The 13,301-nt window shown below is 72.3% G+C and carries 10 protein-coding genes; 3 read left to right on the forward strand and 7 right to left on the reverse strand.

Going from position 1 to position 13,301, the window contains the following annotated elements; genetic code table 11:
* Positions 1 to 2 precede the first annotated feature (2 nt).
* Positions 3 to 458, forward strand: coding sequence for a TspO/MBR family protein (locus tag JQC91_RS04720; RefSeq protein WP_203285642.1), 456 nt, complete (start codon positions 3 to 5; stop codon positions 456 to 458).
* Positions 459 to 586: 128 nt separating this feature from the next.
* Here JQC91_RS04720 and infB read toward each other — a convergent pair whose 3' ends face one another.
* The 6 genes from infB to JQC91_RS04750 all read right to left on the reverse strand — a co-directional run bounded on the left by infB (position 587) and on the right by JQC91_RS04750 (position 8,202).
* Entirely contained in the window at positions 587 to 3,046 is a 2,460-nt protein-coding gene (gene infB, locus JQC91_RS04725; protein WP_203285643.1) for a translation initiation factor IF-2, read from the reverse strand.
* Complete coding sequence (locus tag JQC91_RS04730) at positions 3,043 to 3,675, reverse strand: RNA-binding protein (protein WP_203285681.1); 633 nt, start codon at positions 3,673 to 3,675, stop codon at positions 3,043 to 3,045. Before JQC91_RS04730 ends, infB begins: the two co-directional genes overlap by 4 nt.
* Before the next feature lie 18 nt (positions 3,676 to 3,693).
* The gene (nusA, locus tag JQC91_RS04735) at positions 3,694 to 5,331 is read right to left on the reverse strand and encodes a transcription termination factor NusA (protein ID WP_203285644.1); all 1,638 of its coding nucleotides are present in this window, start codon (positions 5,329 to 5,331) and stop codon (positions 3,694 to 3,696) included.
* Complete coding sequence (rimP, locus tag JQC91_RS04740) at positions 5,331 to 5,924, reverse strand: ribosome maturation factor RimP (RefSeq protein ID WP_203285645.1); 594 nt, start codon at positions 5,922 to 5,924, stop codon at positions 5,331 to 5,333. The genes nusA and rimP overlap by 1 nt, the downstream gene beginning before the upstream one ends.
* 138 nt (positions 5,925 to 6,062) lie before the next feature.
* Positions 6,063 to 6,746 carry an ABC transporter ATP-binding protein gene (locus tag JQC91_RS04745; RefSeq protein WP_203285646.1) on the reverse strand — a complete coding sequence of 228 codons (684 nt, stop codon included), beginning with the start codon at positions 6,744 to 6,746 and terminating at the stop codon, positions 6,063 to 6,065.
* A gap of 16 nt (positions 6,747 to 6,762) precedes the next feature.
* Positions 6,763 to 8,202: a sugar transporter gene (locus JQC91_RS04750; protein ID WP_238941325.1), complete on the reverse strand. Its 1,440-nt coding sequence runs from the start codon at positions 8,200 to 8,202 to the stop codon at positions 6,763 to 6,765.
* A gap of 49 nt (positions 8,203 to 8,251) precedes the next feature.
* On the opposite strand from JQC91_RS04750, the gene JQC91_RS04755 reads away from it, so the two are divergent.
* Positions 8,252 to 9,088 (forward strand): ABC transporter permease, encoded by an 837-nt coding sequence (locus tag JQC91_RS04755; RefSeq protein ID WP_203285647.1) that lies wholly within the window; start codon positions 8,252 to 8,254, stop codon positions 9,086 to 9,088.
* 110 nt (positions 9,089 to 9,198) lie between these two features.
* On the forward strand, positions 9,199 to 12,054 hold the full coding sequence (locus JQC91_RS04760; protein ID WP_203285648.1) for a hypothetical protein: 2,856 nt from the start codon (positions 9,199 to 9,201) through the stop codon (positions 12,052 to 12,054).
* A 31-nt stretch (positions 12,055 to 12,085) separates the two neighbouring features.
* Here the strand turns inward: JQC91_RS04760 and dnaJ are convergent, their stop codons facing one another.
* A complete protein-coding gene (gene dnaJ / locus JQC91_RS04765; RefSeq protein ID WP_203285649.1) occupies positions 12,086 to 13,252 on the reverse strand; it encodes a molecular chaperone DnaJ in 1,167 nt (388 codons plus the stop codon).
* Positions 13,253 to 13,301 lie beyond the last annotated feature (49 nt).

Below are 13,301 nucleotides of genomic sequence, written 5' to 3' on the forward strand. Positions count from 1 at the left end.
GCATGGACTGGACGCTTTTCGCCCTCTTCCTCGCCGCCTGCGGGGCCGCCGCCGCCACCGGCTCGATGTTCCCGCCGGACGAATGGTACCGCCGCCTCGACAAGCCCGCGTGGACCCCGCCGGACTGGCTCTTCCCGATCGCGTGGACGCTGCTCTACCTCGCCCTCGCCGTGGCGGCGGCCCGCGTCGCACGCCTTCCGGACGCCCATTACGCGCTGGCGTTCTGGGCGGTGCAGATCGCGCTCAACACGCTCTGGACGCCGGTCTTCTTCGGCTTGCGCCGCATGGGTGCGGGGCTGGTGGTGATCGGGCTGCTGTGGCTCGCGGTGGCGGGGCTGCTGTGGGCGCTCTGGCCGCTCGACGCGCTCTCCTTCTGGATCGTCGCGCCCTACCTCGTCTGGGTCAGCTACGCCGCCGCCCTGAACGCCAGCCTCCGGGCGCGGAACCCGGACGCCTGACCCCCCTTTCTTGGTCGAAATATCCCGGGGGTCCGGGGGCGGCGCCCCCGGCGGGTCGCCCCGCAGGGGCGAACGGAAAAAGGGGCGGCCCGACGGACCGCCCCTTCCCATCGCGTATCGGCCCGGGGTCAGGCGAGCGTGCGCTCGACCTCCTCGCGCTCGAAGATCTCGATGACGTCGCCCGGGCGGATGTCCTCGTAGTTCTCGAAGGCCATGCCGCACTCTTGGCCCGACTGGACCTCCTTCACCTCGTCCTTGAAGCGCTTGAGCGTCTTGAGCGTGCCCTCGTGGATCACGGTGTCGTCCCGCAGGAGGCGCACCCCCGCCGAGCGGCGCGCGACGCCCTCGGTCACCAGGCAGCCCGCCACGTTGCCGACGCCGGTGACGCGGAACACCTCCTTGATGTTCGCGTAGCCGATGAAGTTCTCGCGCACCTCGGCCGACAGCAGGCCGGAGGCCGCCGCCTTCACGTCGTCCACGAGGTCGTAGATCACCGAGTAGTAGCGGATCTCCACGCCCTTCTGGTTGGCCGCCGCGCGCGCGGGCGCGTTGGCCCGGACGTTGAAGCCGATGACCGGCGCGCCGGACGCCTCGGCGAGGCCGATGTCCGACTCGGTGATGGCGCCGACGCCCGAATGGAGCATCCGCACCCGCACCTCGTCGTTGCCGATCTTCTCCATCGCCTGCGCGATGGCCTCGGCGGAGCCCTGCACGTCGGCCTTCACGAGGATCGGGAGCTCGGACACGTTCTCGTCGGCCTTGGCCTTGGCCAAGAGCTGGTCGAGCGTCGTCGCCGCGCCGAGCGCCGCGCGCTTGTCCTTCGACTGCTGCTCGCGGAACTCCGCGATCTCGCGCGCCTCGCCCTCGGTCTTGACGACGTTGAGGACGTCGCCCGCCTCGGGGGTGCCGTTCAGGCCCAGCACCTCGACGGGGACGGAGGGACCCGCCTCCTTCACGCGCTTGCCTTGGTCGTTCTCCATCGCGCGGACCTTGCCCCACTGCTCGCCCACGACGAAGATGTCGCCCTGCTTGAGCGTGCCGTTCTGCACGAGCACGGTCGCCACGGGGCCGCGGCCCACGTCGAGCTGCGCCTCCACCACGGCGCCGATGGCGGCGCGGTTGGGGTTGGCCTTCAGCTCGAGCACCTCGGCCTGCAGCGCGATGGCCTCCAGCAGCTCGTCGAGGCCTTGGCCCGTGGCGGCCGAGACCTCCACGTCCTGCACCTCGCCCGAGAGCTTCTCGACGATGACCTCGTAGCGCAGCAGGTCCGAGCGCACCTTGTCGGGGTCCGCCGCCGGCAGGTCGACCTTGTTGATCGCCACGATCATCGGCACCTCGGCCGCCTTGGCGTGGTTGATGGCCTCGATGGTCTGCGGCATGACCGCGTCGTCCGCCGCCACCACCAGCACCACGATGTCCGTCACCTGCGCGCCGCGGGCGCGCATGGAGGTGAACGCCGCGTGGCCGGGCGTGTCGAGGAAGGTCAGCGTCGCGTCGCCCTGCTTCACCTGGTAGGCGCCGATGTGCTGGGTGATGCCGCCCGCCTCGCCCGCGACGACGCGGGTCTTGCGGATGGCGTCCAGCAGCGACGTCTTGCCGTGGTCGACATGGCCCATGATCGTGATGACCGGCGCGCGGGACTCGAGATCCTCGGCGCGGTCCTCCTCGACCTCGATGGCCTGCTCCACGTCGGAGGCGCTGACGCGCTGCACCTTGTGGCCCATCTCCTCGATGACGAGCTCGGCCGTGTCGGCGTCGATCGTCTGGGTCTGGGTCGCCATGATGCCGTTCTGCATCAGCGTCTTGACCACGTCGGCCGCGCGCTCGGACATCCGGGAGGCCAGCTCGCCCACCGTGATCGCCTCGGGCAGCTGGACCGTGCGGACCACCTTCTCCTGCGGGCCGGACGAGCCGCCGCCGCGCTGGCGCTGCTGCTTGCGCCGCATGGAGGCGAGCGAGCGGGTGCGCCCCTCGCCGCCGCGCAGGGCCTGGTTGACCGTCAGCTTGCCGCCCCGGCGCTCGCCGCCGCGCGGCTTGCCGGAATCGTCGTCGCGGCGGCGCGGCGCGTCGCGCCCGCCGGGCTTGGCGTCCGGGCCGAGGTTGCGCTGGCGCTGCGGCGCGCCCGCGTCCTGCTTGGCGGTCGGCTCGGCAGGGCGGGGGTTCTTCGCCTCCTCGGCCTCGCGCTTGCGCCGGGCGTCCTCCTCGGCGCGGGCGCGGGCGAGTTCCTCGCGCTCCTTCTCCTCGCGCTCCTTGGCCTCGAGCTCGGAGCGGCGGCGCTCGCGCGCCTCCTGCGCCTCGCGGGCGGCGGCCTCGCGCTTCTCGGCCTCCTCGGCCTCGCGCGCCTTCGCGAGCTGGAGCGCCTTGAGGCGGCGCTGCATCTCGGCGTCGGTCGTCCCGCCCGCCGACTTGCCCCCGGCGGCGTTGTCGCGCGCGGGGTTCGAGGCGGTCGGCTTCGGCGCCATCACGCGCTTGCGCTTGGTCTCCACGACCACGTTCTTCGTGCGCCCGCGGGCGAAGCTCTGCTTCACCTGCCCGCTGCGCGCGCCCCCGGAGAGACCGAGGGGTTTCCGTCCGTCAGAATCGCTCATGCGTTCAGTCGTTCCTTTCCGGAGGCGCGGTCGCCCCCGTCATTTGCACGTATGCCTTTGAGCCTTGCGGCGTCCTCTACAACCCTTCGCCCCAGCGCGCCAGCCGCCACCACCGCGTGCACCACGCGGTCGCGGCCGAACGCCAAGCCGATCTCGTCGGCCGTCAGGTGGCCGATCCAGCGCGCCCCCTCCGGGGTCCAGAGCTTGCCCTTGCCCCGCTCGGAGCCGTCCGTGGCCTGCAGCAGCGCCGCCACCGGCCACGAGGCCAACGCGTCGCGGACCTTCTCGTAGCCCGACACGGCCGCCCCCGCCTTGCGGGCGAGGCCGATGGCGTCCTGCACCCGCTTGAGCAGGCCGTCCTCCACAATGTCCAAGAGCCCCTCGGGGACCGCGACCTGCGCCTTGGCCCCCTTGGAGAACATGCGCTTGGAAATCGCGCGTTCAAGGACCGCCCGGTCGGCGGCCACGTAGATCCCCCGGCCCGGCAGCTTGGCCGCCAGATCGGGGACGACCGTGCCGTCCGGCCCGGCCACGAACCGGATCAGGCCGGCCTTGGGGCCGGTCTCTCCGGTGACGATGCAGCGGCGCTCGGGCTCGCTACGATCCTTGGATTTGCCACCTCGGCCCAGGAAGACGATCCGGGGCGATCACGCCCCGGCCTCCTCGGTCTGCGGGGCGTCCTCGCCCTCGGCCTCGTCGTCCTCGCCTTGGCCGAGCGCCTCCTCCGGGGTGATCATGCCGACCATCACGCGCGCCGTCATCACGAGGTCGCGCGCCTCCTCCAGCGACAGGTCGAACTGCTCCAGCAGGCCCTCCTCCTTGACGCGCTGGTCGTCGATGGTGGTCCAGCCGCCCGCCAGCTCCCAGTCCGCGCAGCGCGCGAACTCGGCGATGTCGGTGACGCCGTCCTTGGCCAGCACCTCCAGCATCTGGGGCGTGAGCCCCTCGAAGGCGGCGAGGTCGTCCTCGAGCCCCGCCTCGCGGGCACGCTCCATGGCGAGGCGGTTCTGCTCCTCGATGTGGTCGCGGGCGCGGGCCTGCAGCTCGGAGGCGGTCTCCTCGTCGACGCCGTCGATCACCGTGAGCTCGTCGATCTCGACATAGGCCACCTCCTCGAGGTTGGTGAACCCCTCGGAGACGAGCAGCTGGGCGAAGAACTCGTCCACGTCGAGTGTCTCCTGGAACAGCTTGGTGCGGGCCTCGAACTCGGCCTGGCGGCGCTTCGATTCCTCCTCCTCGGTGAGGATGTCGATGTCGAGGCCCGTCAGCTGCGACGCGAGGCGCACGTTCTGGCCGCGCCGCCCGATGGCGAGCGACAGCTGCTCCTCGGGGACGACGACCTCGATCTTCTCCTCGTCGTCGTCGAGCACGACCTTGGAGACCTCGGCCGGCTGCAGCGCGTTCACGAGGAAGGTCGGCAGGTCCTCGTTCCACGGGATGATGTCGATCTTCTCGCCCTGCAGCTCGTTGACGACGGCCTGCACGCGGGAGCCCCGCATGCCGACGCAGGCGCCGACCGGGTCCGTGCCCGAATCGTAGGAGATGACGGCGATCTTGGCGCGCGACCCCGGATCGCGGGCGCAGGCCTTGATCTCGACCACGCCGTCGTAGATCTCCGGCACCTCCATCTTGAACAGCTCCTCCATGAACTCCGGCGCGGTGCGCGACAGGAAGATCTGGGGGCCGCGCGGCTCGCGGCGGACGTCCTTGATGTAGACGCGGATGCGGTCGCCGGGGCGGTAGGCCTCGCGCCCGATCTTCTCGTTGCGGCGCAGCACGGCCTCGCCCGCGCCGATGTCGATGATGATGTTGCCGTACTCCTCGCGGCGCACGGTGCCGTTGATGATCGTGCCGGCGCGGTCCTTGAACTCCTCGTACTGGCGCTCGCGCTCGGCCTCGCGGACCTTCTGCAGGATGACCTGCTTGGCCGACTGGGCGGCGATGCGGCCCATCTCGACCGGCGGCACCTCGTCGACCAGCTCGTCGCCCACGGCGGGGTCGGCCTTGTACTGCTTGGCCTGCTCGACGGTCAGGTAGGCCTTCTCGTTCTCCAGCTCCTCGGCATCGTCCTCGACGACGGTGCGGACGCGGGTGAAGGTCGCGTGCCCGGACTTGCGGTCGATGGACACGCGGATGTCCATCTCGCTGCCGTAGCGGGACTTGGCGGCGCGGGCGAGGCTCTCCTCCATGGCCTCGATCACGAGGCCCGGGTCGATCATCTTCTCGCGCGCGACCGCGTCGGCGATCTGGAGCAGCTCCAGCTGGTTGGCGGACGTGATGGCCATCAGGCGTCTCCGTCGTTGGATGTGTCGGTCAGGATTTCGTCGTAGTCGCTCTCGTCCACGTCGGCGGACTTGCCCGCCGCCTTGCGGGCGCGCAGCGTCTCGCGGATCAGCTCGTCGGTCAGCACGAGCTTGGCGTCGGCCAGGAGGTCGAAGGTCAGGCCGATCGTCACCGCCCCGCCGGGACGGTCGATCTCGATCAGCACCTCCTCGCCCTCGGTGCCCATGATCGTGCCCTTGAAGCGCTTCTGCCCGTCGATCAGGTCGACGGTCTCCAGCTTGGCCTCGTGCCCCTCCCACGCCTCGAAGTCCTTGAGCCGCGTGAGCGGGCGGTCGATGCCGGGGCTGCCGACCTCCAGCGTGTACTCCCCGTCGATCGGGTCCTCCACGTCGAGCACGGCCCCCAAGGCCGTGTTGATCTCGCCCAGCAGGTCGACCTCGATCCCGTCGGGCGTGTCGGCCATGATCTCCAGCAGGGGCGTCCGTCCGCCCTGCAGGCGCAGGCGCACCAGTTCGGCGCCCATGTCCTCGATCACGGGACGGACGATCTCGGCGAGGCGCCGGTCCATGGCTGTCTTGGCGACGAGGTCGCGCATGGTCTCTCCTCTCGCGGGCGGCCCCGAAAACGAAAAAGGCGGGCTTCGCGGCCCGCCTTCTTTCCGGTGGGTCCGCCGGGGCGGACGCCGCTGTCGAGGGCTACATAGGCGGGGGCGCGGAGCGGCGCAAGGGCCGGCTCAGTCGTCGTCGCGCGGCGCGCCGCGGGCGCCGAGGATCTCCTCGTGGAACTGGATGCCCTCCTCCACGTCCTCGAAGAAGCGCAGCCGCCCCTCGTGCAGCACCGCCGCCTGGTCGCAGATGCGCTTGATCATCGCGAGGGAGTGCGTGACCATGATCGCGCCCCGCGTCTTCATCCGGGCGCGGAACAGGATCTCGCTCTTCTGCCGGAACGCGGCGTCGCCGACGGCGGTCACCTCGTCCACGAGGTAGTGGTCGAAGTCGATGCCCATCGACGTCCCGAAGGCGAGGCGCGCGCGCATCCCCGACGAGTAGGTCCGAACCGGCATGTCGAAGTGCCGCCCGAGCTCGGCGAAGTCCTCGACGAAGTCGCTGAGCTCGTAGCTGTCGACGCCGTAGACGCGGGCGAGGAAGCGGGTGTTCTGGCGCCCGGTCAGCTCGCCGTGGAACGACCCCGCGAAGCCCACCGGCCACGAGATCGTGCCGTCGGAGGTGACGGTGCCGGAATCCGCGTCGAGCACGCCCGCGATGACGCGCAGCAGCGTCGACTTGCCGGCCCCGTTCCGCCCGAGCAGGCCCACGGTCCGGCCGCTCGGGAAGACGGCGTCGATGTTGTCGGCCACCACCTTGGCGGAGCCGCCCTCGGTCCAGTACGCCTTGGTCAGCCCGTTGAGCGCGATCACGGTCGGATCCCCGCCGTCAGCGCCGGTCGCGGACGCTGTACCACGCCAGCATGATGGTCGCCCACGTCACGAACAGGAACACCACCACGAGCGCGAGCAGGAGCGGGCGCCGGGGGTAGGCGGGCGTCTCGGCCAAGGTCGGGCCGACATAGGCGGCGAGGTAGCGGGACTGCCGCTGGGCCTCGGCCTGCGCGGCGTCGAGCGCGGTGAGCGCGGCGGCGTACGCGGCCTGCGCGAACTCGAGGTCGACCGACAGGCGCTCGTACTCGCCCACGAGGCGGGAGTAGTCCGTCGCGCCCCCCCCGTCGGTCCGCCCGCCGAACTTCTCGCGCTCGAGGTCGATGCGCGCCTGGATCGCGTCGATGCGCTGCTGGGCCTGCACGAGGCGCGGATCGCCCTCGCGGGTGGCGTCCTGCAGCAGGTCGAGCTCGATGAACGCCTCGGCGAGCTGGCCCTGCAGCGAGTTGAGCACGCCGAGCAGGACGGTGAGGTCCTGCAGCGGATCGACGATCTGGTTGTCGCTCCGGAACCGCAGGAGCTGCGCCCGCGCGTCCTTCAGCCGCTCCAGCGCGCGCTCCAGCTCCTCGCGGGCGTAGCGCGTCGCGTCCTCCCGCGCGATGGCGGTGAGGCGGTTGATCGTGGCCGAGCTCTCCTCGAAGACCGCGAGCGCGATGGCGCGCGAGTCCTCGGGGTCGAAGGACAGGACGCGCACCTCGAGCAGGTTCGACGAGGAGTCGAGCGCGACGCTGACCATGCGGCCCCAGTAGTCGACGAGATCCTCCAGCGAGGCGTCCGGCGCGAGGGCGAAGACGGGATCCTCGTCGTGGGGCGGCGACCAGATCGCGCGCAGGTCCAGCCGCTCGTCGAGCCGCTGCACGAGTTCTTGGCTGCGGGCGTAGTCGTGCACGATGTCGGCGTCCGTCTCGGCCCCCGTCGCCGCGCCGAGGCCGCCGAGGCCGCCGAACACCGACTCGATGGAGGAGGTCACGTCCTCGGCCCGGATCGAGAAGCCGATATAGGAGGCGTACTGGTCCGTCGCGCGGGTCCAGAGGTACCACGCCGCCATGATGGACGGCAGGATCACGCCGACGATCAGGGTCATCACCATCAGGACGTGGCGCCCGCGCGGCGCGCTGGGCCGGGCGGGCGGGCGCACGGCGGGGGGCGGCTTGGCGGCCTTGGCCTTCTCGGCCCGCTCCGCGACCTTCGCCTCGGCCTTGGCCGCCGCCTTGGCGGCCTTGGCCTCGGCCCGCGCCTCCTCCTTGGCCGCCCTCGCCTCGCGGCGCCTCTTCTTCTCCGCCGGATCGCGGCGCGGGCGCGCGGGGGCCTCGGCCTCGCGTCGCGCCGGCCCCTCCGGCCCGACCACGGCAGGAGGTTCCCCGGCCGCGTCGGGCGCGGCCCGGTCCGGCCCGGCGGTCGCGCGCGCCGCGGCAGATCTGTCGGCGGTGTCTTCCAAATCCGGTCCGATGCGGTAACTCTGGGACCTCGGACGATAGGGGCATCGCATGGCGGATACCAGCGCCGACCCGACCGGCGGGCCGATGGCCGGGGTCATGCCGCCGCGCGCGCCGCGGAACCGGCGCCTGCAGATGATCCGCACCATCGGCGCGCTGATGCTGCGCGAGATGTCGACGACCTACGGCAAGTCCTCGCTCGGCTACTTCTGGATGATCGCCGAGCCCATCGCGAGCATCATGCTGCTGACGGTGGTGTTCAGCATCATGCTGCGCTCGCCCTCGCTGGGGGACAACTTCCCGCTCTTCTACGCCTCGGGGGTGATGACCTTCAGCATCTGGTCGCTGATGGTCGGCAAGATGGGCCAGTCGCTGATGTTCTCGCGGCAGCTCATCTCCTACCCCGGCGTGACCTACCTCGACGCGCTGATCGCGCGGTTCCTGCTGACCGCGCTGACGCAGACGATGGTGGCCTACATCATCTACGGCGCCATCATCGTGACCTACGATGTGGACGTCACCCTGCGGATCGAGTGGATCGCCCTCGCGCAGGGGCTGTGCTTCCTGTCGGCGGCGGGGCTGGGGACGCTCAACGCGTTCATGCTCCCCGCCTTCCCGTGGTACCGCCCGATCTACTCGATCATCATGCGCCCGATGTTCCTGGTCTCGACGACGATCTACATCTACGAAGAGGTGCCGTCGCCCTACGACCAGTGGCTGCTGATCAACCCGCTGGTCCACATCATCGGCATCGCGCGGCGGGGGTTCTACATCACCTACGAGGCGGCGTGGGCCTCGCCGCTCTACGTGGTGGGCCTCGCGATGGTGTCGCTGACGGTGGGCCTCGCGCTGCTGCGGCGGGACGTGCGCATGGTCCTCGACCGCTGACCCCCGCTTCGTTCGCACCTTAGGCGTTCGCCCCGGTTCCGCCGCATCCCCGGCCCGGCGCCCGTCGGGGCGGCGCCCGATCCTCGCGTCCGAGTCCATCGGAGGTCGGCATGGCGGGGTTCGGACACTACGCGACGCTGGGCGGCGGCGCGTCGCACGCCCTCCTCGGCGAGGGCGACCTGCACGTGCGGACCGGGCCGGAGGGGGCGCGCCTGCACGCGGTGACCTCCGAGGGCGGGACGCTGTCGACCTTCGAGATCCGGGCCGACGGATCGCTGCGCCACCTCGGCGAGCGTGAGCTGGGCGACGAGGTGCATGTCGGCGTCGCGCCCGAGATCGTCGAGTTCGACGCGGGGGGCGGGCCGCTCCTCTCCACCGCGGGGCTCGGCCTCGGGACGGGCGGCGGGCACGCCCTCGACGGCGGCGGGCGGCCGGGCGCGGGGAACGGGTCGCTGCTGGGCCTGCCGGACGACCTCGGCGGCGTCGCGACGCTGGAGACGGCGGACGGCGCCTTCGCCTACGGCCTGCGGCCCGGCGAGGACGGCATCTTCAGCTTCCGGCTCGACGCGGGCGGGCAGGCCACGCAGATCGGCGCGAACGCCCTCGCGCGGGGCGACGTGGTCTCGACCCTCGCCACGGCGGAGGTGGGCGGGCAGGCCTTCGTCCTCGCGGGATCGCTCGACGGGGACGCCGTCGTGGCCCATCGGGTGACCGCGACCGGCGCCTTGGAGCAGGCCGCCCGCGTCGGCGCGCCCAACGGCTTGGGCCTCTCGGACCCTTCGGCCCTCGCCGTCGCGGAGGTGGACGGCGCGACCTACGTCGTCGCGGCCGGGTCCGGCAGCGGATCGCTCTCGGTGATGGAGCTGATGCCGTCTGGGTCGCTGCGGGTGGTCGACCACGTGATCGACGACCTCGACACCCGCTTCGCGGACGCCACCGCCATCGAGACGATCACCGTGGGCGAGCGGACGTGGGTCGCCGTCACCGGGTCGGACGACGGCCTCTCGCTGCTGGCGCTCCTCCCCGGCGGGCGGCTGATGGCGGTCGACGACGTCGCGGACACGAACTCGGCCGGCCTACAGAACGTGACCGCGCTGGCCGTCTGGGCCGAGGGCGGCGAGGCGGTGCTCTGGACCCTGTCGGGCAGCGAGGCCGGCCTGACGCGGATCGACCTCGACCTCGGGACGCCAGGCCTCGCGCGCGGGGGGACGGACCACGCGGACGTGCTCGACGGGGGCGCGGCGGACGATGCCTTGGCCGGCGCGGCCGGCGACGACGTCCTGCGCGGGCAGGCCGGGGACGACGTGCTGATCGACGGGGCGGGGCGCGACACGATGTGGGGCGGGGCGGGGGCGGACACCTTCGTGCTGCATTCCGACGGGGAGGTGGACGACATCCGCGACTTCGACGCGTCCGAGGACGCGCTGGACCTCTCGGCCTTCCTGTTCCTCTACGACGCCGCGCAGCTCACGCTGCTCGAACGGTCGTGGGGCGTCGAGGTCCGGTTCCGCGACGAGACGGTCCGTCTCTTCGCCGAGGAGGGCGGGACGCTGACCGCCGCGGACGTGGCCGCGCTGGACCTGATCCCGCTGGACCGCCCCCCGGTGGGCGGCGTCGCGGCCGCCGTCGCAGGCGACGGCGCCGACGAGTGGCTGCAGGGCGGCTTCGGGGACGACGTCCTGTCGGGGATGGGCGGGGACGACACCCTCGTGGGCGGGGTGGGCTCCGACGTGCTCGCGGGCGGGGACGGCGACGACCGCCTGCACGGCGCGTTCGACGACGACGTCATGCGCGGGGGCGCGGGGGCCGACAGCCTCTATGGCGGGACGGGCACGGACGTCCTCGACGGGGACGCGGGCGACGACCTGCTGCGCGGCGACGCGGGCGACGACACCCTGCGCGGCGGCGACGGCGACGACACCCTCGTCGGGCAGGACGGGAGCGAGCGGCTCGAGGGTGGGCGCGGGCGCGACGACCTCGCCGGGGGCGCCGGAGACGACCGGCTCTACGGAGATGGCGGGCGGGACGTGGTGCGGGGCGGCGACGGGAACGACCGCGTCGCGGGCGGAGGGAGCCACGACCTCGTGGAGGGCGGGGACGGGCGGGACAAGGTCTATGGCGGAGGCGGCCGCGACACGATGAGCGGCGGCGCGGGGGACGACGTCGTCCGGGGAGGGAACGGCAGCGACGCGATGGAGGGCGGCGAGGGCGACGACGGCCTCTACGGGGGTCGGTCGAGCGATACGATCCACGGCGGGGCGGGCGCGGACTCCCTCGACGGCGAGGACGGCTCCGACCTCCTGCGGGGCGGGGACGGCGACGACGACCTCGTCGGCGGCCGGAGCGGCGACATCCTCCACGGCGACGCGGGCGCGGACCGGCTCTGGGGCGGGGACCAGCGCGACACCCTCGACGGGGGCGCGGGGGACGACCGCCTCTGGGGCGAGCAGGGGAACGACGTGCTCGACGGCGGATGGGGGCACGACGCGGCGTGGGGCGGCGACGGGGCGGACTCGCTGACGGGCGGCGCGGGGAACGACGCGCTCGACGGCGGGCGGCACGCCGACACCCTGCGCGGCGGGGCGGGCGACGACACGGTGGACGGCGGCGACCACGACGACTGGCTCTACGGCGACGAGGGGGACGACGCGCTCGTGGGGGGCTGGGGCAACGACGTGCTCGTGGGCGGCCGGGGGGACGACCGCCTGGACGGCGGCGGCGGGGTGGACAGCTACCGCATCGCGGACGGGGACGGGGCGGACACGATCGAGGGGTTCGACCCGAGCCTCGACGGCGAGGTGATCGACCTGTCGCGCATCTCGGCGATCTCGGGCTGGTCCGACCTCGAGGCGAACCACATGGCCGACACGGCGGACGGGGTGCTGATCGACCTCGGCGCGGGCGGCTCGCTCCTGGTGGCGGGCCTGCGGAAGACGGACCTCTCCGCCGCCGACTTCGAGCTGTGAGGGCCGCCCCCGCGCGGGGGCGGCCCTCCGGTCACTGGGTCATGCCGTCCCAGAAGCCCTTCACCTTGGCGAAGAAGCTGTCGCGGCGGGGGTTGTTGCGCTCGCCGATCTCCTCGAACTCGCGCAGCAGCTCCTTCTGGCGGGTCGTCAGGTTCACCGGCGTCTCGACGATGAGCTCGATGAACATGTCGCCCGGCGCCCCGCCCCGCAGGGCGGGCATCCCCTTGCCGCGCAGACGCATCTGGCGCCCCGTCTGGCTCCCCTCGGGCACCTTCACGCGCGAGCGCCCGCCGTCGATGATCGGCACCTCGACGTCGCCGCCCAAGGCCGCCGCGCCCATCGACACCGGCACCTGGCAATAGAGCGTCGTGCCGTCGCGCTGGAAGATCGGGTGATCCTCCACCTCCACGAAGATGTAGAGGTCGCCCGACGGCCCGCCGCGCAGCCCCGCCTCGCCCTCGCCGGACAGGCGGATGCGCGTGCCCGTCTCCACCCCGGCGGGGATGTTGACCGACAGCTGCCGCTCCTTCTCGACGCGGCCCACGCCGCCGCAGACCTTGCAGGGGTTCTTGATGATCTGCCCCGCGCCCGAGCAGGTCGGGCAGGTCCGCTCGACGGTGAAGAAGCCCTGCTGCGCGCGCACCTTCCCCATGCCCGAGCAGGTCGGGCAGGTCGCGGGCTCGCTCGCCCCCTCGGTGCCCTTGCCGTCGCACGCGCCGCACTGCACCGCCGTGGGCACGGTGATCGTCTTCTGGGTGCCGCGGAAGGCGTCCTCGAGATCGACGCGCAGGTTGTAGCGCAGGTCCGAGCCCCGCGTGGCGCGCGTCCGCCCGCCCCCGCCGCCGCGACCGGGCTGGCCGCCCATGAAGTCGCCGAACAGATCCTCGAACACGTCCGAGAACGCGCTCGCGAAGTCGCCGTTCTGCCCCGGGTGCATCCCGCCGCGCGGGCCGCCGCCGCCGCCCATGCCGCCCTCGAAGGCGGCGTGGCCGAAGCGGTCGTAGGCGGCCTTCTTCTCGGGATCCTTCAAGACGTCGTGCGCCTCGTTGACCTCTTTGAACTTGGTCTCCGCGTCCGCGTCGTCCTTATTCCGGTCGGGGTGCAGCTCCTTGGCCTTCTTGCGGTAGGCCTTCTTGATCTCGTCGGCGCCCGCCCCCCGCGCGACGCCGAGCGTCTCGTAGTAGTCACGTTTCGCCATGTCTCTGTCCTCTCACGCAAGGGCCGGCCCATGGGGGCCGGCCCTCTCG

Origin of the sequence: Jannaschia sp. Os4, from assembly GCF_016820245.1 — a bacterium.
Lineage (GTDB): Bacteria > Pseudomonadota > Alphaproteobacteria > Rhodobacterales > Rhodobacteraceae > Jannaschia.

Excerpts from the sequence above, each read along its gene's own strand:
- JQC91_RS04720 (WP_203285642.1), top strand. The coding sequence starts at position 3 with ATGGACTGGACGCTTTTCGCCCTCTTCCTCGCCGCCTGCGGGGCCGCC.
- infB (WP_203285643.1), bottom strand. The coding sequence starts at position 3,046 with ATGAGCGATTCTGACGGACGGAAACCCCTCGGTCTCTCCGGGGGCGCG.
- nusA (WP_203285644.1), bottom strand. The coding sequence starts at position 5,331 with ATGGCCATCACGTCCGCCAACCAGCTGGAGCTGCTCCAGATCGCCGAC.
- rimP (WP_203285645.1), bottom strand. The coding sequence starts at position 5,924 with ATGCGCGACCTCGTCGCCAAGACAGCCATGGACCGGCGCCTCGCCGAG.
- JQC91_RS04755 (WP_203285647.1), top strand. The coding sequence starts at position 8,252 with ATGGCGGATACCAGCGCCGACCCGACCGGCGGGCCGATGGCCGGGGTC.
- JQC91_RS04760 (WP_203285648.1), top strand. The coding sequence starts at position 9,199 with ATGGCGGGGTTCGGACACTACGCGACGCTGGGCGGCGGCGCGTCGCAC.
- dnaJ (WP_203285649.1), bottom strand. The coding sequence starts at position 13,252 with ATGGCGAAACGTGACTACTACGAGACGCTCGGCGTCGCGCGGGGGGCG.